The organism is Collinsella intestinalis (assembly GCF_902364775.2).
Classification (GTDB): domain Bacteria; phylum Actinomycetota; class Coriobacteriia; order Coriobacteriales; family Coriobacteriaceae; genus Collinsella.
Genome location: NZ_CABJEU020000001.1, coordinates 729,493 through 752,021, shown reverse-complemented (window position 1 = coordinate 752,021; position 22,529 = coordinate 729,493). Strand labels below are relative to the sequence as shown.

The window sequence follows — 22,529 nt, the reverse complement described above, 5'->3', positions numbered from 1 at the left end:
ATGGGGATCCCCTACAGCCCGTAATAGATGCTGTCGGGATCGAGGTTGGGATTGGAATACGGGTCCCCCTCGAGGAAGGGCTCGGGCCAGCGGGTCGTGAACAGCGCCTGCTCGCGCTTCCAGCGCTCGAGCTTGACGGCGTCCGCCGCCTCCCTGCCCCGCGAGACGAACTCGTAATGAAACAACTCGGCATAGGGCGTGAACGTGACAAGACGGCCGGTCTCGCGCACGCGGAAGCAGAAATCCACATCGTTGAAACCGACGGCAAATGCCTCATCGTAGCCGCCGACCTCGTCGAACACGCTCTTTCGCACCATCTGGCACGCACCGGTGACCGCCGAGAAGTTCCCCGGACGGACGGCTCGCGAAAGATAGCCCTCGCGCGCCGGCTCGAAATCCTGGTTGGGGTGGCAGACGGTCCCATGGGGACCCACCAGCATACCCGCATGTTGCGTGAGGCCGTCGCGGAAGTACAGCTTGGCACCTACGACGCCGACTTCGGGCCGCTGAAGGTAGCCGAGCATCTCCTCCATGAAGTCGGGCGACCTGACCTCGGTGTCGTTGTTAAGCAGCAGGAGGTACTCCCCCGCCGCGGCAGCGGCGCCCAAGTTGATCAGGCGCGAGTAGTTGAAACCCTCCACCGCATCGAAGACGTCGAGCACGCGGAAGGCGGGGCCATACGTTTCAGACAGTTCATCATAAAGGTCGCGGGTCTCGGGCTCGACGCTATGGTTCTCAACCACGATGACCTCAAACGCGCGATATGTGGAGCGCTCAAACAACGAGCCGACGCACGCGCGAAGCACATCGGCATGGTCGCGCGAGGGGATGATCGCACTCACGAGCGGCGCGGGTTCGGGCAGCTCGTAGCGCACCCGGTACACAAACGGCTGCGGAGCCTCCTCGGCACGCGCACAGACGCCACGCGACGCCATATGACGCTCAAGCGCCAGGCGACCTGCCTCGATCGCGTAGGGCTTGCTCCCTACATTGTCCCCGCTCGTGGAGCCGGCATGCTCGCGCCAATGATAGAGCATGCGTGGGACGTGCGCGAAGCGAGCCCCTGCCGCCAACGCACGCAAGGTGAGGTCGTAATCCTGAGCGCCCGCCACATCCTCAGGGGACATTCCAATGCGGTCGATCAACTCCCTCGACACGCACAGGAAATGCGTCACACAGTTGTGGCTGTAGAGTAGGTCCACGTTAAGGCGCGTCTTGAAAATGGGTTGACGCCATGTGCCCGCGACCTCGAACAGGTCTTCGTCGCAATACAAGACCTCCGGCGAACATGCGGGATCCCGCACAACCTCGAGTGCGTACCAAAACAGGGCATCTGGCTCGAGAAGATCGTCATGATCGAGGAAGGCGATGTAGTCCCCCCGGGCGGCGTCGATGCCCAGGTTCGTGTTGCCCACGATACCCGCGTTCTCGGCGATCGGGACCACGCGGATTCGCTCATCCCCCGCCGCCATCGCACTCGCCACGACCACGCCGTCGGCGGGCGACGAATCCACGAGGACGAGCTCCCACGCACGATAACTCTGCGATACGACGGATTCGATGAGCTCCGATAAGAACTGCCCGTTTGATTGAAAGCACGGGACGACGATGCTGAACAGCGGTTCGCGATCAAATCGGTACGCGCGCTGGACCTCCAAGTCGCCGCGGTGCGCGCGATGCTCCTCGAACCACGCGGCGTAGCGCCGGTCATCGGCACGGGCATCGCGCATGTGCTCCCAGGACTCATGCTCGCGAAAGCGCCAGAAGCTCTCGTCGCAGCTGCAGAAGCCGGGTGCCGCGAGGCCGGCCTCATCTTTTATGGAAAGGGCGAACTCACGGCAGGCGCGAGGCAGCCGCAATGAGTAAAAACATCTGTTCAGATGCCCGCCACATGCCGATTCCACGCCAATCTGCCGTTCGAACTCATATTGCTCGAACGCGATCGGGGCTCCCTGCGCATCGATCATCGAAAGACGCGGGCGCACATCCTCGGCGCCGTCCCATGCGATGCACACACGCCACACGTCGCCTCGCCGCCCCACCATGAGACGGTCGAGCGAGGGACGCAGCCGATCTTTGACCCAGGAAGCCTGGATGCGCTCAATGCCCAAATATCGTCCTTTGTGGCGGGCTCGCTGAATCAGGTGGCGGGCGGGGGACTCAAAGCGGGCACGGGCGCAGGAGACGCGCATGTCCGCATAGGCACCGCCCACCGACACACGCACATCGAAAACCGCCTTCTCAAAATACGGCAGCACGAGTACCCAGGCGCGCGCGCCGCGAACGTGCTCCGCGGGATATACCTCGGCAGGGATTTCCGCCATGCCGCGGTGGGCGGAAACCACAGGCCACACGTCATCTTCGAGGACGGGCGCGGCCTCAATATCGATATGGCAATACAGTCGCCCGTCAGATCGGGCCATCATGCGATTGCGCACGCGCATGGGCTACCTCCCCCTCTTGAGCAGCTTGCCCAGCACAGCCCTGCGGCCATGCTGCTGCGCGAAATAATCCAACGCAAGCTTAAGACGGACAGGGCGGGAGAGATCTTGGCGATAGCAGGCGCGCTGCGCCATCTTTTGAGTCACCGGAGCCAGCGGCAGCTCCGCGACATCCGTGGCTGTCCAATAGCGGCGCAGAAGGGCCTCAACGCTCCGCGCCACTTCCCGATACCCACCGTCTGCAAGCTTGAGGGCATCATACAGCGCGAAGTCGAGTGCGAACGCCACCATCTCCGCGGGCCAGCGATCCAAAAAGCCGCCGCGTTCCCAGTCGAGGAAGATAGCATCGAGAATCTTCACATGTTCGCTCATTTTGATGAAGAAGTCATCCCGCACCGTGCTCATGAGTGAGCCTGGACGAGCTAAGCGATACTCATAGAGTTTTGCAGAGCTCAGGACCGTTTTTTTCGATCGAGGGTAGATAGCGAAGTGCCAAACCTGATCCTCGCCGAACTTGACCGTCTCGTCGAAGAAGAGGTCGTTGCCCAACAGAAATCCGGTCCTGCACGCAGTACGCCATGCGAAGGGACGGGAGGCCTCTTTGAACAGGAGATCGGGATCGAACGCGTCAAACTCAGCGTCGCGCGGGCTGAGCGCCCACTCCAACCATGGATAGCCCTCATCCTCGGGTGTCCAGGTCGAACCGAAGGTGAGGACATCCGCCCCCGTGTTCTCAAGTATGCGGACCATCTCCTCACACGCCCTCGCGTGAAAGCGATCATCCGAATCGAGGAAGCACACGTATGGGGAACGCGCAGCATGAATGCCGGCGTTACGAGCCGAGGAAAGACCCCCATTCTGCTTGTCAACAACGCAGATACGCGCATCGCGAGCGGCCCAAGCATCGAGGACAGAACGCGAGTCATCGGTGGACCCATCGTTCACGCAGATGATCTCGATGTCCTCAAGCGTCTGAGCCTGAAGGGACTCCATGCAGGCGTCGAGGCAGTCGGCGACGTTGTACACCGGCACGACGACCGAAATGCGGCTCACAGGGCACCACCGCGCTCGTTCGTACGGCGAATGGAGCCCTTCGAGAGCTTGCAGGCGATTACCTGCGCCACAAGGCCAAGGCCGCCGATCCGATAATAATGTTTGAACGTATTGAGCTTGCCCGGAGCAATGAATGTAGCGCGATGCTCGTTGAATTCCACCGGGTCGTGCATAAGGGCCCAGAGGTCCGATCCCGCCCAGGGTTCGAACAGGTCGAAGTCGAGTCGTCCGGCGGCTAGGTCCTCGTTGAACTCGCCTGCGATCCGGATGGCGAATTCCTCGCGCAACTCGGGGGCAAGGCGGTCGTAATTCCACATGTAGCTGTCGAACTTCATGCGCACGAGGATGCCGAAGAGCAGGGCCCGATTTTCCGAAAGGCCCTCGACGAACTTTTGCATGGAAGCGTACTCGTCGCACACGCAGAACACCTTGGCGGCGGAGTTCACCGAGGACTTCTCGTTGTCCTGTCGATAATGCAAAATGGCTTGCGAAATGAACGTAGCGCGCTCGGCACTCGCCCATACCTTGAAATTGAAACCCGCATCCTGGTAGGACGCGCCCGGCGTCTCGAGGAAGCGGATTCCGCGGGCCCTGAGGAAATCAGCCTTATACAGCGCCGACCAGATCGAAGGCTTGCGGAAGAAGATCGCGACGTCGTCCAAGGGGCGCATGGTACGGCCGACTTGGCGCTCATCGAGGATGCCGAAAAGCTCGTCACGCGGCTCGGGCTGAGACCAGTAAAGATAGAAGTCGGCCTTGACCACGTCAGACAAGTTGGCGCGGGCGGCGCTCACCAAAAGCTCCAAGGCGTTCGGCTCATAGAAGTCATCGGATTCGAGGATAGCGATGTAGGCGCCCGCGGCGTGATCGAGGCCGAGGTTCATCGAGGCGCCGTAGCCAGAGTTCGGCTTGTCGATGACGCGAAAACGGGGGTCGGCGTCCAGATAGCGCTGGATGATGGCGCGTGAGCCATCGGTCGACCCGTCGTTGATGCAGATGGCCTCGAAATCCGAGAAGGTCTGAGCGAGCAGCGAATCGAGGCATTCCTCGAGATAGCGCTCGACGTTGCATATGGGAACGAGCACGGAGACCGCCGGCGCGGGAATGCGCGGCTCGCTCACAAACAGCTCGGTGGGTGCGTTAGACACAGGCAATCCAACCTCACGTACCTACAGATACGACAAATCATAGCGCATGTGAAAAGATGCCCATCCACGGCAAGCGGATGGGCATCGAAGGCATATGGACGAACGAGTCGGCGATTTACCTACAGCGCGGCCATGTACTCCGCGAGCTCCTCGGTCCAGTCGCGCGGCGCAAAGCCGGCCGCGGCGATCTTGGAGAGGTCGAGGTCGGAGTGCCCCGGGCGCGGGGCGATGGGACCCTCGGCGGAGGCGTAGTAGTCGGCGGTCGAGACGGGCTCCACGGCCTTCCCGTTGCCGTTGGCGAGGTCGAACACGCGCTCGGCGATCTTCGCCCAGGACTCCACCGGGCCGGAGCCGGTGAGGTTGTAGGTGCCGTACTCGGCGGGGGCGCTGGGCTCCACGTCGCCGTCGCGGTAGCCGAGCAGGTGCAGGATCCCCTCCGCCATCTGGTCGGTGAAGGTGAGGCGGCCGAGCTGGTCGTCGACGACGGTTACGCGGTCGAGGGCGTCGGACGCGTCGGCGACGCGGTCGGAGAGGGACCTCATCGTCTTGACGAAGTTGCGGCCGTCGCCGATGACCCAGGAGCTGCGGACGACGTAGTGGCGCGGGCAGCCGGCCACGGCCAGGTCGCCGGCGGCCTTGGACTGGCCGTAGACGGACAGCGGGCTGAGGGGCTCGGACTCGGGGTGGTTGCCGACGGCGCCGTCGAAGACGTAGTCGGAGGACACGTGCACCAGGGTCATCCCGTGCTCGGCGCAGGTGCGGGCCATGAGGGCGGGGCCGGCCGCGTTCGCGGCCCAGCAGGCCTTGCGGCCCTGCGCGGTCTCGGCGGCGTCGACGGCGGTGTAGGCGCCGCAGTTGATCACGGCGCCGTAGAGGGACCAGTCGTACTTCGCGTAGTCCTCCGGCTCGGAGAGGTCGAACTCGTCGATGTCGCAGTAGTCGAAGCCGGGCAGGCCGCGCGCCTCGGCGGCGGCGCGCACGGCGCGGCCGAGCTGGCCGTTGCAGCCCATCACCAGCGTGCGCCTCGGCGCCATGGGCAGGGCGTCGGCGAGCACGGGGTGGCGCCTGTCGGCCTCGGAGAGCTCGCACTGGTCGAGCGGGATGGGCCACTCGATGCCCAGATCGGGGTCGGCGAGGTTCACGAAGGGGTAGGTGGACTTGAGCTCCGCCGACCAGTGGGCGTTCACCAGGTAGGTGTAGGCGGTGCCGTCCTCCAGGGCCTGGTAGGAGTTGCCAACGCCGCGCGGCACGTAGATGGCCCGCGACGGGTCGAGCTCGCAGGTGTAGACCTGGCCGAAGCTCGACCCGGGGCGCAGGTCGACCCACGCGCCGAACACGCGGCCGCAGGCGACGGAGATGAACTTGTCCCAGGGCTCCGCGTGGATGCCGCGGGTCACGCCCTTCCGGTCGTTGAAGGAGATGTTGTTCTGCACCGGGCCCATGTCGGGCAGGCCCAGCGCGCGCATCTTCTCGCGCTGCCAGTTCTCCTTGAACCAGCCGCGGGAGTCCCCGTGCACGGGCAGGTCGAACACGAGCATCCCGGGGATGTTCGTGCTCGTCGCGGTCAGTTCCTTCTCGAATTCGAGCGCCATGGAGGCCGCCTTTCTCGTTCTGATCGGTGCGGCCGCGACCCCGACCCTCCCCCGCTGCTCGGGCTCGGGGCGGGGCCGCGGGGTGCGGCCGCGCCTGCGATGCTCCTACTGGCCCTGGGCGGCGTACCTCGCCTCGGTGGCCTCCTTGGCCGGGCGCCACCAGGCCTCGTTGTCGCGGTACCACGCGATCGTCTCTGCGAGGCCGGCGGCGAAGTCGGTGTGCCTGGGCTCCCAGCCGAGCTCGCGGCGGAGTTTGGCGGCGTCGATCGCGTAGCGGCGGTCGTGGCCGGGGCGGTCGCGCACCCAGTCGAAGTCGTCCTCGTCTCGGCCGAAGGCCTTCAGGATCTCGCGCAGCACGGTGATGTTGTCCAGCTCGCCGTCGGCGCCGATCAGGTAGGTCTCGCCGATGCGGCCGCGGGTGAGGATGCACCACACGGCGGAGCTGTGGTCCTCGGTGTGGATCCAGTCGCGGACGTTGCGCCCGTCGCCGTAGAGCCTGGGCCTCACGCCGTCTATGAGGTTGGTGATCTGCCTGGGGATGAACTTCTCCACGTGCTGGTAGGGGCCGTAGTTGTTGGAGCAGTTGGAGATGGTGGCTCGCAGGCCGAAGGTGCGGGCCCAGGCGCGCACCAGCAGGTCCGAGCTCGCCTTGGTGGAGCTGTACGGGGAGCTCGGGCGGTAGGGCGTCTCCTCGGTGAAGCGGGCCGGGTCGTCGAGCGCCAGGTCGCCGTAGACCTCGTCGGTGGAGACGTGGTGGTAGCGCACGCCGTGCCTCCGGCAGGCCTCGATGAGGGTGTAGGTGCCCTCGACGTTGGTCTTGAGGAACGGGCTCGGATCGGCGATGGAGTTGTCGTTGTGGGACTCGGCGGCGTAGTGGACCACGGCGTCGGTCTCGGACACGAGGCGGTCGACCAGGTCGGCGTCGCAGATGTCGCCCACGACGAGCTCGACGCGGTCCGAGGGCAGCCCGGCGATGTTCTCGGGGTTGCCGGCGTAGGTCAGCTTGTCGAGCACGGTGACGTGGACGCCCTGGTGCTCGCGCACGACGTGGTGGGCGAAGTTGGAGCCGATGAAGCCGCAGCCGCCGGTGACGACGATGCGCTTGGGCTCGAAAATCTGATTGTTCATTGCACTCCAATCAAAACTACTCAACCTCATCAGGCAGAGCATTAATCAAATAAAACAGGTCAAGTGAATCGGAAACTACTTGCGCATTTAGCTCCCGGTCGTACGCTTCGCGCACTTCGCTGTTCTCCAACAGCTCAGTGCGGAGCTCTTCCGTACCTTCAATAACGGTATTCCATGCTACGTTAAGATCGATATGGCCGTAACCATGAACTACGACGTTTCGGAAACCCTTTATATCTTTCCAAGGAACCTTGGGAAACGCAGAGAGAGGCTCCTCGGTTTTAAAATGAGCAGTCAACTCCCCAATCTGCAACAAGGGCATCAGCAGCAAGTCGCGCAGGGCGCGAGAAGAGAACCAGGCATCTTCAGTAATCTCGTATTCTTTGATGCGCTTCTCGATTTCATCCGTTTCCAAGAGCATCTTAACGAGAATATCAACGTCTCGGCTATCCAAGTATCTTCACCCCGTCCCTGGTTGCAGAATCGCGGAACTGGCGCGACTGGCCATCGAGTGTAGAAACCACATCGACTCCCCTGCCTGTGGCGTATTCCAAAGCAACACGGACGTCCTCAACGTCTCCCGCACGAGCCGATGGCGAGAACGAAATGAGGAAGTCCAAGTCGCTTTTGTCGGTTTGCTCGCCTCGGGCGAACGAGCCAAACAGAGCCGCCGCCGTCACAGGAAACAGAGCCAGAACTCGACGAGCAACGGCAATTGCCTCGCGGCGCGTGAGCACTGAGCGGTAACCCGGCACATCGCGGGCGACATCATCAATCGATTTCTTGAGAATGGCATCGACCTTATCGCTCATGTCGAAATCACCCTCTCAATATCCCATACCAGTCAACTCAATTGTACCGAACGACCTACCGGATGCTTCTGCAAGCAATCAACGCCATAACCTTATCAGCATTTTGAACCAGCCTATATGCATCGGTGAGATTGCCCTTCGCATAAGCGAGGGCGGTGCCCTTGGCAATTGAAGTCGATTTCATGATGCGCATATCTTAGCGCTAAGAGCAAAGCCGGTCGATTGGACTCCTGCGCACCGTCACGCGCATAGGATGTTAGGAGCTCAACTCACGCACAACAGCAGAAAGCGCCCGTCGTATCTTCGAACCACGCGGCAACAGAGCGTTAAACACCCTGCGCGGAAAGACCGACTCGCGCGCCATTTCGAGTTCGAGTCGCTCACGAACGTCTCGATCCCGTGCGGTGCGATGGTCATCGATCTGGCGCAGAAGCTCGATAAGAATCGAAGTCTTTTCGTCATGGCGGAAGGCTACATCCGAAGCCTCCATCAGCGGCTCGAACACCGAGCGCCATCGGATGAGGGTCATGTCGTCAAGACGCGAGCAATCCTCGAGTACCCATCGCGCTCGACCCATAAGAGGGGCGACCAGAGCATGCAGCACGGATCCGACACCCCATGTGTCAACCAGAGCCGGAATCACATCAAGTTGATCGCCAAGAGACAGCCTGGTCACCCATTCATTCGAAATCGTGAGGAGACATCTCTCTTCCAGCCAGCAGGCATATCGAGCCAGTGAATCCGTGCAGGAGTCGCTCACATATGCCTGAACGCACTCAACGAGTACCTTGATCTCGCGCTGACGTTGCTCAAATGAGTCGCGCGACATGGACCCATAGCCAGATCGTCCTGCCCCAAAATAATACTTGAGCATATGAATATCAGTGCAGTTGATCAATCGCCTTGCCCTCGATGCGAGAACGAAGAATTCATAGGCGTCTTCCATGTATCCAAGACGCTCAGACACCATCGTTTTCCAAGCCGCCCTACAGAAATCCCCGTTGTAGGCACATACCGTGACGCTCCACGTATCCTGTTGTTCGCAGTCGTCGCTAAACGATCGAGCGAGTATATCAGCGCCCTCCGACTCTCCGCGAGAAGCATTAAAGACAGAAGCCGTTGACGCCGCAGATGCTTTATTTTTATCACCGCACGCGACAACATCGATTCCGAAACGGTATATATCCGCTTCATGCGATTGCATAAACGGCAGCGCAACATCACAAAATACAGCGCTGACCTCATCGTCGCCATCCACGAAATACACGTAGCGACCACTTGAAAGTTCAACGCCTGTTCGCCGCGCCAGATGAGGACCCTCGTTACGGCACTTGCTAATCACGCGAAAACGAGGGTCGTCTTCAACAGCGGAATTAATGGCTGTCAGAGTCCCATCGGTGCTCGCATCATCGACAACAATCACTTCAGCCACTGTTGACAGTTGCGCCCGCAGACCGCATAGACACCGCGCAATCGAATCCTCGACATTGTAGGCAATGACAACAAAGGAGAGCAGCGGAACGGCATTCACTCGAGGCGGCGTCTTCATATGGCGCGGAACCCCTCTCTCGCTTCTAATAATCCAAACCCAAATAATCCGCCTTGAGAGCGACCTCGCTTAACAGGGCATAATTGTTCTGTCGGCCGGTACGAATGGCAAAGAAACAGCTGTTCTGCTCGTTGGTGAAGGCAAGCATCTCAGTCTCCTCATCTTCCGTTGTCGATGAGTCAACGCGGACCGTGGCGAACAACTTGTATTGTCCGCTGTTAAACATGGAAACGGGAAGGGAAATCCGAAGCCTATGGCGACCGGGCGTTTTCATTGGAATACTGCCAGAATCGAACGGAATACCTCCGCGCTGCGTGTCATTAAGGCAGAATGCAAGGTAAAAAGGTCTAGAGCCGCGATAATCGTATTCAATATCAAAAACAAACGGCTCCTGTCCCGTTATGAGGAGTTCAGACACGGGATTGATGCGCAAGAATGGGACCTCTTCGTTAAGGCCTAAAGCAAGCTCATTGCCGTGACCGCCGCCCTTCTCCTCCCGCTTAAGATTTTCAAGCGTGTAACGATCGGCCACATCGTCTTTGTCTCCGGAGACGACAATCTCACCGTCTTTGATGAGGATTGCCTTGTTGCAGTATTTCTTCACGGCATCCATGCTGTGGGTAACGAGGATGACCGTTTTGCTGGGATCCTGCTTGATCCGAGCAAAAAAGCTATCGCACTTGCGCTGGAACGCCTCATCGCCCACGGCCAGCACCTCATCAAGTACGAGGATGTCGCCGCGCGCCTGAATGGCGACGGAGAATGCCAAACGGACCTGCATGCCGGAAGAATAATTCTTCAGCTTCTGGTCCATGAAGTCCTCGAGTTCGGCGAACTCGACAATGTCGTCGTACATCTCGTCGATCTCAGCGCGGGAAAACCCAAGCAGAGCTCCGTTCAGATAGACGTTCTCGCGACCCGTGAGCTCGGGATTGAAGCCAACGCCGAGCTCGATAAAGGGCACGAGCTTGCCATCGACCGTGATAGAGCCCCGCTCGGGAACGTAAATCTGGGAAATGAGCTTGAGAAGCGTCGACTTGCCGCTGCCGTTACGACCGACGATGCCGAAGAAATCGCCCTGGTGAACCTCAAAAGAAACACCCTTGAGCACCTGCTGCTCTCGATAACCCTTGATACCCTTGGTCCAGTTGATGAGGAGCTGCTTGAGACCGGAAGCCTGCTCGGTGGGAAGGCGGAAGGATTTCTCGACATTCTCGACCTTGAGCACAACTTTGCTGTTCACCGTCGAAGCCATTACATCACCTCCGCGAACTTAGGGCTATATTTCCTAAAAACATGAACACCCCAAAGAAGCATGGCGAAGGTCAAAGCAATGGGGATCATTTGGAAAAAGATATTATCTGAGAGCGTCCAGATCGTCGGGGTCGTGGCCGGAGCGATAAGGTTGTGACGAATGTCCTGGATGATCTGAGCTGCAGGATTGAGCAACATCAGCTTCTCGATCAAAAGACCGACGCCGGGAGCGACTTCCCCGAGTTTCTGCTCGACCATGGAGAGCGGGTAGATAATCGGCGTTGCATAAAACAAACCCTGAAGCACGACTTCCCAGATGTGTTGAGCATCACGAAAATAGACGTTGAGGGTAGACAGCAGCAGCGCCACCCCGAGGGAAAGCAAGTAGAGCTGCACCAGGTTGATCGGAAGCCAAAACACGTTAACGGTAAACTGCACGCCAGACAAAATACAGGCGACAATCACGACACCAAGGTTGATCGACATGCAGATGAGCGCATTGATCGTCGCAGAGACGACGATGATGTACTTGGGAAAGTTGATTTTCCTCAGCAGGTCGCCGCGTGTAGTAATGGAGCAGAGGCCCATCGTAGTGGACTCGGTGAAGAAGTTCCACATGCTGATGCCAAGCAACAGAACCAACGGAAAGGTATCGGTCCCGTCAGAAAAACGGAGGAACTTTACGAACACGACGTACATGACGCAAAAAAGCATCAAGGGTTTGAGAACAGACCACGCGATGCCCAGGAAAGACCCTTGGTAGCGCAATAGGAAATCGGTTTTCACAAGCTCCCTCAAGATGATGAGGGACTCGCGGTAGCGTTCTTTCAATTTGGTAAACAAAAGGTATCCGATCTGACGAACCAAACGCGTGATTAGTATTGGGCGCTCTGGTTGACGAACTCGCCGGCGGCGACGCGCTTGAGGTGCCTCCCGTACTCGGACTTGCCGTAGCGCTCGGCGCAGGCCGAGAGCGTCTCGCGGTCGATCCAGCCGTTCTCGTAGGCGATCTCCTCGAGCACGGACACGGGCATGTCCTGGGAGCGCTCGACGGCGCGGACGAACTCGCCCGCCTCGTGGAGGGACTCCATGGTGCCGGTGTCGAGCCACGCGTAGCCGCGCCCGAGGGTCACGACGGAGAGCAGCCCGTCCTCCAGGTACATGCGGTTGAGGTCGGTGATCTCGAGCTCGCCGCGGGCGGAGGGGACGCCCCGCTTGGCGCGGGCGCACACGTCGCCCGGGTAGAAGTACAGGCCGGTGACGGCGTAGCTCGACTTCGGGTGTTCGGGCTTCTCCTCGATGGAGACGGCGTTGAAGTCGGAGTCGAACTCCACGACGCCGAAGCGCTCGGGGTCGTCGACGTGGTAGCCGAACACGGTGGCGAGCCCCTTCGTCTCGGCGTTCTCCACCGCGCGGCGGAGGTGCCGTCCCAGGCCGTTGCCGTAGAAGATGTTGTCGCCGAGGACGAGCGCGCAGGGCTCGCCTCCGGCGAACTCCTCGCCGATGACGAAGGCCTGGGCGAGGCCGTCGGGGCTGGGCTGGACGGCGTAGGACAGGTTCACGCCGTAGTCCGACCCGTCGCGGAGCAGCCGCTCGAAGTTCGGCAGGTCCGAGGGGGTCGAGATGATCAGGATGTCGCGGATGCCGGCCATCATGAGGACGGACAGCGGGTAGTAGATCATCGGCTTGTCGTAGACCGGCAGCAGCTGCTTGCTGGTGACGGTGGTCAGCGGGTACAGGCGGGTGCCGGACCCGCCGGCGAGGATGATGCCCTTCATGGATATAGCTCCTTCAGTATGGTCGCGTTCACTCTATCTTAACGCCGAACGCCCGAAGGGCGAACCTCGGGCGCTCGGCTTTAGATAAGCTGCATAGCCAACAGCAGCATTGAAGTCAGAAAGCTACTTCAGCAGTGGGACCTCAGGATAGTAACCCATTGTTGCAGCAGGACGATGATAAGGGTCACCACAGGCGTAATACTTACTCCAGGCAGAACGCAGTTTGCCCTGCTCACCAATGAATCTCATCATGTTTTTGCCCACAGCATCAGAACCGCGGCTAAAGGATTCATGGTGATACAGAAGAGCATCTGGAGTATAGACAACCAGCTTGTCCAGCTCGCGCACCCGTAAACAATAGTCAACATCATTAAATGCAACTACAAATTCCTCATTCAGCCCGCCGAGCTCATCAAAGACAGAGCTCTTAGTCATCAGGCATGCACCGGTAACGGCGCTTAAATCCTGCACCAGAGAAGCCCTGCGCATATATCCGGGATCGTCGCGATCAAGATTCCAGAAGGCATGTCCGGGGCTAGCCTCCTCTGCGATGCTCTGGCACTTGACCATAATCACGCCGGCGTGCTGCACCGTGTCGTCGGGATAAAGGAGCTTGGCTCCCACCACTCCAACTTCAGGCCGCTGGCAAATGGCAAGCATCGATTCAAGCCATTTGGGCTCAATCACCTCGACATCGTTATTGAGCAGCAAGATAAAATCGCCCTTGGCGTCGCGCGCACCAAAGTTATTGATGGCCGAATAGTTGAACTCACCATGCCACGTCACAACACGAATATTGTCGTACTGAGCGACAGCCTGCTCATAATATGTGAAGGTCTCCTCCTCCACGCTGTTATTCTCGATGATGATGATCTCGAAGTTGCGGTAGCTCGTGAGGTCTTCGACTGAGTCGATGCAACGCTTCAGGACTTTCACACTGTCCTTGTTCGGAATCAGAATGCTGACCAGCGGATCGCCCACGACCTCATAGGTAACATGATAGAAGCAAGCATTATCGGTCAGCTCAGCCGTCGCAGCTATCCCGCAACGATCAAGATGCTCTTGTAGAGCTCGCCTACCGGCATCATCTGCATATCCTTTGTTGCCGGCACTTTTTGCAGTCGAGGTATCGCTGATTCTCCAGTGATACAAGACATCAGGAATATGGACGATGTTCGTGGTACGCTCAACAAGACGGAGAAGGAAATCATAGTCCTGCGCCCCATCAAATGCAGAGCGTAGCATGAGCTCCTTGGCAAAGGCCGCCCTAACCGCCAAGAGATGCGTGATGTAGTTATGGCAGCGGAGAAGATCTAGATTGAAGTCCGACTTGAAATGAGGCGCAACAAACTCTCCCTCCTCGTTCAGGAAGTCCTCATCGCAATACAAGGCATCGATTGACCCATCCTCATTAATCGCCTCTGCGTAGTAGTAGAGCGCAAGGGGATCTAGCAGATCATCATGGTCAAAGAACACGACATAATCGCCCGAAGCGGCCTCGATACCGACATTCGAATTGTCAGAGATGCCATTGTTTCCCTCAAGCTCGATCACGCGCACCCGGTCATCGGTAATTCTTGTAAGGGCGTCTTGCAACGTCGCATCCTCGGGACTGGCATTGAGGAGTATGAGTTCCCAGTTTTGATACACCTGGTCGATAACGGATCCGACCATATCTGTCAAAAAGTTAACAGGGGTTCGATAGAGCGGAACGATAACGCTGAACTTAGGACCGACGAGGTCCACGAACTCCTCGCGATTGATTCCAGAAAGGAATCGACCGCGCGCAATGGTTCGACTCTTGTATTCAGGACCTCCAGCGCAACGATACATAGACGGCGAGAGAGTGGCCAGGTAATGAGCACGGGCAGCCGGATCAAGACACAGAAAACCAGAGCGATTCCCCTTTTGACTGTCCGCCACAACGCAGTACGTTTTACCATCATCCGGAACTCGAACCGTGAAAGGCATCTCACGGCGCAGTCCGCCCATCACCGTTACGTCTGCTGGATTGCCAACGCGCAACGAGGGACAGTCGACGGCCATTCCATTGCCATCGATCACACGAAGAGAAGCAAAGTCCTCAGATGGCAGGCAGATTTGACCCTTAAGAATGAGCTCGCCCTTTTGAGGGGCTGATGTAAGCGCCTTGGGGGTCAGATGAATTTGGCCTGCATATGTCGACAGATCGATGTCGCGCATAGAAAAGGCACGGTCGTTGGCGAACTTATAGTTAAAGCGAGAAGCCCACTTAATAGCGAAGCGCGAAAACACCTTGTGGGCGCGACACAGCTCCGAGCCGCCCATGTCGAGCTGACGCATCTCGACCGACACGCGCCTGGTGTCAAGCAGCGGAACGACGACGACACAACGGTACACACCCCGTGAATTCGTCTCCATGTGATATGCCTCAATGGGAAGCTCGACACCCTCTTCGGAATGAGAGAGAAAACGCACCTCGCTCGCCTGGTCGTGCATCTCGAACTCAACGGCAAGATACGCGACCCCTTGACCCCTACATATTCCCGTGCAACGCATAACAACCCTTTGCTAGAACAAGGAGGGCGGCAACCTAACGGCCACCCTGCAACATCGTTTCGATCATCTTGGCAATGGACTCGCCGTACCCGTCCCCGGGGACAGCCCATTTGCCGTTCAAATCCTCAAGTAGTGGTGCGCACCCTCGTTTCACAAGGTCAAAACGCGGGTCTACGCATGCTTGCGCAAGCGGATCCATCGAGGCGTACGCTTTGAGATGTTGAACTTGAGCACGGATGCCGGTACGCACGTCCTTGAAGGAAGCAGCATTACCCGGCGCAGAGTTCACGGCGCCCAAGCCGCAAAAGTTGCACTGTTCGGCCTTGACGGCACCGCCAAAACGCAGCCAGCCAGTCTCCTTCATGGCTTGCGCAAACACGACCTCCGCGCGAACACCCTCAGCCTTTGCCTCCTCAAGCACAATCGTGCAGAAAACTTGCAGGGTCGGCGCGCCATAGTCCACATAAACGCTGGCCGGGTATGTGGACTCGCCAACACTCTTGCGATAGTAGGTGGCCATATGCTCCACGGAGGCCTGAGACGCGCCCATGATGGGTGTACGGCTCACGGGAACTGTATCCTCCGCCGCGCCATACCAGGCTATACCCTCCTGAATCCAGCCGCGCGTAGCCAAAACTCGATACTCGTTGAAATCGCGTGTGTAATGATGGTCCTTGGTAGGCGGATAGTAGAGCCGGTACACGGGGATGCCTTCGGCCGCATCAGAATACCAGGCTACGCCTTCCTGAACCCAACCGCGCGTCCCAAGCACCTTATACTCGTACTGGTCCATCGTGTAGTGATGATCCTTGGTACCCGGGTGGTACAGCCTATATACCGGCCTACCCGTACCGTCGGCGCCAGCAAGCCAAGCCGCTCCCTCCTGCACCCAATCGCGAGTACCCAACACCTTGTATTCATGGGCGTCAGTGGTGTAATGATGGTCAAGTGTCGCAGGATAGTACAGACGGTACACCAAAGCATTGGCATCTGACGCATAGGCCTTCCCAACAAAGCCGGGCACCATCCATAAGGCGAGCAGGCAGCAGGAGAATAAGACGGTCAGGCGACCGCGCTTGCGATTAATCACGTTAACCCTTTCATTGGTGAACCAAGGCGTTATTGACCACTACTCGGTAGAATACCAGGCGATACCCTCCTGTATCCATCCGCGCGTCCCCAGCACCTTGTACTCGTAAGCATCCTTGGTGTAATGATGGTCCTTGGTGGCAGGGTAATACAAACGATAGACGGGCACGGACTTATTCGGATCGGAGTACCAGGCAACATTCTCCTGTACCCAACCGCGCCTGGCGAGCGTATCGTACTCGTTTCGATCCATCGTGTAATGATGGTCCTTAGTACCCGGATGGTACAGACGATACACCGGCTTGCCCTGGTCGGCCTTCGCCGAATACCAGGCAACACCTTCTTGTATCCAACCTCGTGTTGCGAGAACCCGATACTCATTTGCATCAGTCGTGTAATGGTGATCGAGCATGGGCGGATAATACAACCTGTATACGGTCCCCTCACCCATTGTGAGACCGAAGTAGTTGACGATACCCTGCGCATCGGCCATGCCGAGAGACCGCAGCTTGGCGTCGTCACTCAAAAACTTGCTGAAGTCACCGTAGTTATCCAAAAAAGCGTGCTCAACGATTATGGCAGGGAGCCCGTGCTTACGGGCCTCGCGAATCACGCCGTAGTAATCCCCGTTGCTCCCATCCGGATAATCGCGGTCGCCATTGAGCCACTTGAACTTGACACCACGATTGTACAGTCCCAGCTTCTCTAGGCGGGCAAGTATGTTCTTGCCAAGCTCAACTCCCACAGCATGCGTCTCGCTGTTATAGCCAGAATTATACGGAGCCCAGACTTCGGCGCCATGAGCGACCCCGGTGCCAGTCGAATTAAGATGCAGACTCACCAGAACATCTGCGTTCTGGCGCACCGCGCTGTTGACGCGCGCAACAAGCTCGGTCTTGGGCGACAATTTGTCAGCGGGAGTGACAGTGTAGACAACTGTGACGCCCTTGTAAGTCTCGAGGACGGCGCGACAAGCCTGTGCGATCTTCCATGTCGCGGTCTGCTCCGTCAGCCCAAACGATGCGGCGCCGCCGCCATACGCCATACCAACATGACCGGGGTCGAGGGCGACGACCAAATCCCCCTTGCGTTCCGACTGACCTGAGCGGGCACGAGAGTCAGCGCCGAGCGCAAGCGCCACGCCCTCCTCGATCGATTGGTCCTGATTAAGCGTCTCCCCATCACCCTCGGTGTAAACTTGCAGCTCCGGCTCGGCGCATACACCGTCACCGTCCATCGAAAACATTTGCATATCGGGCGAGGCGACAAGGAAGCTGCGGTATGCTGCATCCGCATCGGTGAAATCAACAAGATAGCGCGAACCACCCGAAGAGAAGGTGAGCGTTGCGACCTCATATCGATCAGTGTCCCCAGGGACAAAGCTGAACAGCATCGCGCCATCGACGCACGTCCCAAGGGGCAGCTCGATTTCCTGCAGGGCCTCCATGCCCCTAACAATCATGCTCGCATCATCTACGGTTTTATAATCAGTAAGCGAGACGACGATATTCTGCTCTGCGCCCAATCCCATCTCAGCAGTGTCGATGTAGAGGAACTCAACCTCATTGCTCGACGCAAGCGGAACCACGTCGGCATATTCGTCTGCCCAAAGGCGACGAGGCGCCGCAGCAGACGCGGCGGCAACGGCAGTCGCGGCAATGGCGGTTCTACGAGAAAGACATCTATCGGACACTTGGTATCCCCCAGTCACACATTGATACTCATTTTAAATCGGTAGGATACCAGCATTCGGTTGACCGAGATCTTCCCCGAACACAACTACGCAGAATCACCCCGATGCATAATGGTGGAGAAAACCAAATGAAGAAACCCAAAGATTAATCAAAGGATGACTCCGGCACTGCCGCATATCACGGCAAATGATAATTCAGCAACCACCAGCACTCGCAGACTCTTTCGACCAGGTGCACTGCCCCATTAAGCGCTTAAAAAGTCGTACTCTGCAGGCTAGCCAGAACGTGGGCGCCATCGATATATTTGATGACGCCCACGTTCCTGTAAATGACGGGCACAGATTTGCGCAAATGAGCGCTAAACGACAAGGCGCGAAAATAGGAGCATCCAGCTCGTAAAGCCAAGAAGAGACACGCTGACAACCATAACGGCAACTGGGACGAATCGCCTGCCCCATCTACGAACATAGGGCATGTTCAAAACGAAAACAAGCAAAGGAAGCACAAGGGGCAGCAAGTATCTTGACTGAACCCCATTAATCCAATCAAGTGCAACAGGGGTAAATGAAAAGTAGAGAGCCGTACAGATTCCTACAAGAGAAATAGCCACGAGAAAGAGCGCCCAGACAGCGCCGGCAACAGAGAAGATCTTCCTGCTGCATGCGTCAGAATCAAGTAAAGCGACGCAGAACACAAATATGAGCACCACATTCGCAAGCCAAGGAAATGCAACAGAAAGGTCCGACAAGTATGCCCACTGAACGGTAGCTGCACCAAAAGATGCCGGTGTCAAATAGCTCGTTGACAGGAACTTTAGCATGGTCGACGCGTATGCTACAGGATTACCCAGAACATATCTTACCTGGGCAGATGAATTGACCCCTTCACCACCACGTATATCGCCAGCACCCCCGCCGTTAGAGACAACGAGCGGAGCGAGAAACGAGGCCACAACGACAAGACCGAGCACCACGACCGCCGAGTAAAATGCCCGACGCGCCCTAGGCGTAAGTCCCTTAGTGGGGATGAGGAACATAAGACCAATCAGCGGAAAGTAAACGGCCTTTGGAGCAAGGCCAACGAAAAATGAGAGAAGAATCGCAAACACAACATGAGATGTAGGGGGATTAGACGAGTCGACAGACCTCACGATGAGTGAAACAGACAAGAAACCGAATGAAATCACCCATGGGTCATAAGCGAAATTCGCCGCCATGAAAACGCTGGTTGGCATGAGGGCCAATACGCCCATAAGCAACTTCTTGCATGGAATTATCCTTATAGCAAAGAAGCAAACAGTCGCATAGCAAAGCAGATTAGCGAATCTGCCCAACATGAAAGTCAAGCTGAGCGGAAAATGAAAAAGCCTACCGAGCCATAACCCGACTGCCGAAGGAACATACCCGAGCATTGAGTAGCTTAACGTAGACGATGCGATGCCCTCAACAGTGGCAACCACGCCGCGACCATAACCCGCATCGAGCTCGGCAGTCAGCAAATCAATTTCATCCTCACGCCAGGTAAGAGAACCATCAACAGGAAATCGACCCATTGAAGCATCAACGGTGTGCCCTCCCTGGACGTCAAACAAATGCATGAGCATCAAATCGCTCGAGGTTAACTCCGCATCACTGAAATATGAGAGATGAAGCGCGTTCGAATAATGTATTTCATCATCCCAAGAAAAGAGATTCGAAATCGGAATGGCGGAAATAATTGAAGTGCCCGCAAGCAGAAGAATCAACATGACAGAGAACTCAAGAGATATGATTTTGAAACCAAAATGAACCGCACCGGTCGCCACGGCCGCAAATAAGAAAAACCAGAACAACAACTGAGGCCAAAATGACAATGCGCAATAGCGATGGAAAAGAAATCCAACAGCCAATGCCAAGATAAATGATGAGCCGTAGGCAACAAGAAATGCAAACAGGGTGCGACGCAACCGATTATGGCAATACAATTTAAAACGATCAGAAATGTCAGCAGGAACATACTCAAGAGCAAATAAGATTAATAGATATGAGAGCATAAAGAAGACAAAAAACCTCTTGGCCCTCCAGTCCCCCAGCTCTAACGGTGTAGAGTTGGGAGCACCGATTAAAGTTCCCGCCTCGAGCAAAAATGCAGCAAAGAAAGACGCAGAGAGAGCAATCCAGAAAGAACCCCGACTCGTCATCCCCATAAAACTCGGCTTGGGAAGACAAAAGAACTGGAAGTACGTTTGAAGCTCTGCTGCAGCAAGCACGACCGATGCAATCAAAACAACCATAGCAACGGAAGCACCACGACTCAGGAAAAAGAATGCACCGGCAAAACCCAGCAAGATAGTAAAGAGCGCAATTAAAACCCAAACGCGTGGCAAAGATGGCCCGCTTTCCGAATCCGCAACCTTCATAGGCATCTTGCTATCGAATATAGTCGAACATCCATCTTCTCTATGCGCAAACACGCCAATCCCTCTCACTTTGAGCCGCATAATAGACCGAAAGACTAATCCAAATGGATTCAATCAAATGCAGCAAGCAGAATACTCGCAACAGCGCTCCATGAACAAGTCGATTCAACCCTAGAAGCGCATAAACCGCCCATATGCTGCAAATCAACTTGCGAATCTATTATGCTATTCACAATAGACGCGAACTCTGAAGCGTTAGCAGAATCGGTTATAAACCCATAGTCCTCGTTGGGAGCAATCTCTTTCGCCCCCCCAACATCTGTCACCAGAAACGGCGTGCCACAGGCGGCGGACTCAAGTAAAGAAGTGCAGAATCCTTCGGAACGTGTGGGAAGACAGAACAAATCGGACTCTAATAAAAGGGCCGCAATATCAGGCTGTTCAAGCCTACCAACGGCATGCACGTTGGACAGATGCGCATCTTCAATTGATGACAAAAGAGGGCCATCCCCCGCAACCACCAATTCCACCGGGTATTCATGGAGCAAACCCATGGTTTCCAGCAGGACGTCTATGCCCTTCTCGGGAACAAGTCTGCCCGTAAAAGAAAGAAGGAGCGCATCATCGGCAATTCCAAGCTCATCTCTGTAAGAACGATTAGACGCTTGCCCCCTAAACGAAGCGGCATCAATAGCGTTACCTATAACCCCTTTAGGCACAATTCCAAAATGCTTAAGCCATTCGGCGCTCTTGGCTGATATCCCATAAAAATCAACTGAAAGCCGTCTAAGATAAGATGTGATGCAATCCTCATAGAATTTAATCATCCGATCAAGGACCCTGGAGCCAAGCGTCAAATATGCAGAGCCATGGTCCAAAACTACAGCTCTTAATCCCTGGCGCCTAGCGAATTGTACCCCTAGAAGAGAGTGGAGATAAAACCTTGCGTTAACCAGGACTCCATCAAATTCAATATCGTTCAAGTAGTTCATCAGCTCATAAAACAATGCGTTGCGCACTGGGACAGGGTACCTACCGTCAACGAGGTTCACACATGGCAGGCGAACAACTTGCACGCCGCTATGAAGCATTTCCTTACTATCGAGTCCGTGCGTATTATTTGTCACGACAACAACAGAATGCCCCTCGTGCGCCAATTCGGCGGACAGACAATCTGTAAAGCGCTCGACTCCGCCCATGCTCGGCGGAAACAAGGCGGAGAATATGCAGATAGTCGACATGGACGACGTCTCCTCCATACTTGCTCATGCGCATAATGCGTGAAAGGGCTCCTTCATACTTCGATAGCGTATCATTGATTTGTTGCAACATTAACCAGTTTGGAACGTGAGGAACAGGCGCGTGTCATCCACTCTCGTCATCATCCCCGCCTATAACGAAGAGGCGTGCATAGTAAACACCGTGCAGGAACTACAGGAAAAAGCCCCGCAGTTCGATTATATTGTCGTAAACGACGGCTCAAAAGACTCAACCGCAAGACTTTGCCGCGAACACGACTTCAATCTAATCGACCTTCCCGTGAATCTCGGGCTGGCAGGCGCCTTTCAGGCGGGAATGAAGTACGCATATCGCAATGGCTACGACCAAGCGATTCAGTTCGATGCAGACGGGCAACATGTACCCGAGTATATTTCGGCAATCTCTGAGTTCATGCGGGAAACCAAAGCCGATATTGTAATTGGCTCCCGTTTCGTAACAGAAAAGAAGCCCCACTCCCTTCGAATGATCGGGTCGGACCTGATCTCCTTATTCATCCGGCTCACAACTGGCATGCGGTTAAACGATCCAACCTCAGGAATGCGCATGTACAACAAATCCGCAATCGAACAATTTGCGACAAGGAACGATTTATCACCAGAACCGGATACCCTTGCATTTCTTATCCGTAAACACAATGCAGTTATAAGAGAGTATCAAGTCGAAATGCGCGACAGAGCAGCCGGTGAAAGCTACCTGACGCTGTCGAAATCCATTTTGTACATGCTCAACACGTGCTCCGCAATCCTATTCTCACTTTGGTTCAGGAGGTAACGA

17 protein-coding genes are annotated in these 22,529 nt (G+C 56.8%); 1 reads left to right on the top strand and 16 read right to left on the bottom strand.

Features of this window, described 5'->3' with window-relative positions:
- Window positions 1–11 precede the first annotated feature (11 nt).
- From FY258_RS03210 to FY258_RS03135, 16 genes are all read right to left on the bottom strand, one after another.
- Window positions 12–2,444: a glycosyltransferase family 2 protein gene (locus FY258_RS03210; protein ID WP_118103070.1), complete on the bottom strand. Its 2,433-nt coding sequence runs from the start codon at window positions 2,442–2,444 to the stop codon at window positions 12–14.
- Window positions 2,445–2,447: 3 nt separating this feature from the next.
- A complete protein-coding gene (locus FY258_RS03205; RefSeq protein WP_182279395.1) occupies window positions 2,448–3,494 on the bottom strand; it encodes a glycosyltransferase family 2 protein in 1,047 nt (348 codons plus the stop codon).
- Window positions 3,491–4,642: a glycosyltransferase family 2 protein gene (locus FY258_RS03200; protein ID WP_182279394.1), complete on the bottom strand. Its 1,152-nt coding sequence runs from the start codon at window positions 4,640–4,642 to the stop codon at window positions 3,491–3,493. The genes FY258_RS03205 and FY258_RS03200 overlap by 4 nt, the downstream gene beginning before the upstream one ends.
- Before the next feature lie 119 nt (window positions 4,643–4,761).
- A complete protein-coding gene (locus FY258_RS03195; protein WP_118103066.1) occupies window positions 4,762–6,234 on the bottom strand; it encodes a sugar nucleotide-binding protein in 1,473 nt (490 codons plus the stop codon).
- A 105-nt stretch (window positions 6,235–6,339) separates the two neighbouring features.
- On the bottom strand, window positions 6,340–7,362 hold the full coding sequence (gene rfbB / locus FY258_RS03190; protein ID WP_118103064.1) for a dTDP-glucose 4,6-dehydratase: 1,023 nt from the start codon (window positions 7,360–7,362) through the stop codon (window positions 6,340–6,342).
- 16 nt (window positions 7,363–7,378) lie between these two features.
- A complete protein-coding gene (locus FY258_RS03185) occupies window positions 7,379–7,816 on the bottom strand; it encodes a HepT-like ribonuclease domain-containing protein (protein WP_118103062.1) in 438 nt (145 codons plus the stop codon).
- Window positions 7,809–8,174, bottom strand: a complete 366-nt coding sequence (locus tag FY258_RS03180; protein WP_118103060.1) for a nucleotidyltransferase family protein — start codon at window positions 8,172–8,174, stop codon at window positions 7,809–7,811. Before FY258_RS03180 ends, FY258_RS03185 begins: the two co-directional genes overlap by 8 nt.
- A 256-nt stretch (window positions 8,175–8,430) precedes the next feature.
- Entirely contained in the window at window positions 8,431–9,723 is a 1,293-nt protein-coding gene (locus tag FY258_RS03175) for a glycosyltransferase family 2 protein (protein WP_118103058.1), read from the bottom strand.
- A gap of 25 nt (window positions 9,724–9,748) precedes the next feature.
- Window positions 9,749–10,951 carry an ABC transporter ATP-binding protein gene (locus FY258_RS03170; RefSeq protein WP_220396008.1) on the bottom strand — a complete coding sequence of 401 codons (1,203 nt, stop codon included), beginning with the start codon at window positions 10,949–10,951 and terminating at the stop codon, window positions 9,749–9,751.
- 26 nt (window positions 10,952–10,977) lie between these two features.
- Window positions 10,978–11,763 (bottom strand): ABC transporter permease, encoded by a 786-nt coding sequence (locus FY258_RS03165; protein WP_259324423.1) that lies wholly within the window; start codon window positions 11,761–11,763, stop codon window positions 10,978–10,980.
- Between the two features lie 89 nt (window positions 11,764–11,852).
- Window positions 11,853–12,755: a glucose-1-phosphate thymidylyltransferase RfbA gene (gene rfbA / locus FY258_RS03160; RefSeq protein ID WP_118103052.1), complete on the bottom strand. Its 903-nt coding sequence runs from the start codon at window positions 12,753–12,755 to the stop codon at window positions 11,853–11,855.
- A gap of 123 nt (window positions 12,756–12,878) precedes the next feature.
- Window positions 12,879–15,233 (bottom strand): glycosyltransferase family 2 protein, encoded by a 2,355-nt coding sequence (locus FY258_RS03155; protein ID WP_182279393.1) that lies wholly within the window; start codon window positions 15,231–15,233, stop codon window positions 12,879–12,881.
- 94 nt (window positions 15,234–15,327) lie between these two features.
- Window positions 15,328–16,383 carry a glucosaminidase domain-containing protein gene (locus FY258_RS03150; protein WP_220396007.1) on the bottom strand — a complete coding sequence of 352 codons (1,056 nt, stop codon included), beginning with the start codon at window positions 16,381–16,383 and terminating at the stop codon, window positions 15,328–15,330.
- 39 nt (window positions 16,384–16,422) lie between these two features.
- Window positions 16,423–17,970, bottom strand: a complete 1,548-nt coding sequence (locus tag FY258_RS03145) for an N-acetylmuramoyl-L-alanine amidase (RefSeq protein ID WP_147350714.1) — start codon at window positions 17,968–17,970, stop codon at window positions 16,423–16,425.
- A 464-nt stretch (window positions 17,971–18,434) separates the two neighbouring features.
- Window positions 18,435–20,474 (bottom strand): DUF2142 domain-containing protein, encoded by a 2,040-nt coding sequence (locus FY258_RS03140; RefSeq protein WP_182279392.1) that lies wholly within the window; start codon window positions 20,472–20,474, stop codon window positions 18,435–18,437.
- 110 nt (window positions 20,475–20,584) lie between these two features.
- On the bottom strand, window positions 20,585–21,715 hold the full coding sequence (locus FY258_RS03135; protein ID WP_182279391.1) for a glycosyltransferase family 4 protein: 1,131 nt from the start codon (window positions 21,713–21,715) through the stop codon (window positions 20,585–20,587).
- A 121-nt stretch (window positions 21,716–21,836) separates the two neighbouring features.
- Here FY258_RS03135 and FY258_RS03130 point away from each other — a divergent pair, with 121 nt between their 5' ends.
- Complete coding sequence (locus FY258_RS03130; RefSeq protein ID WP_118103042.1) at window positions 21,837–22,526, top strand: glycosyltransferase family 2 protein; 690 nt, start codon at window positions 21,837–21,839, stop codon at window positions 22,524–22,526.
- The last annotated feature ends 3 nt before the right edge of the window (window positions 22,527–22,529 follow it).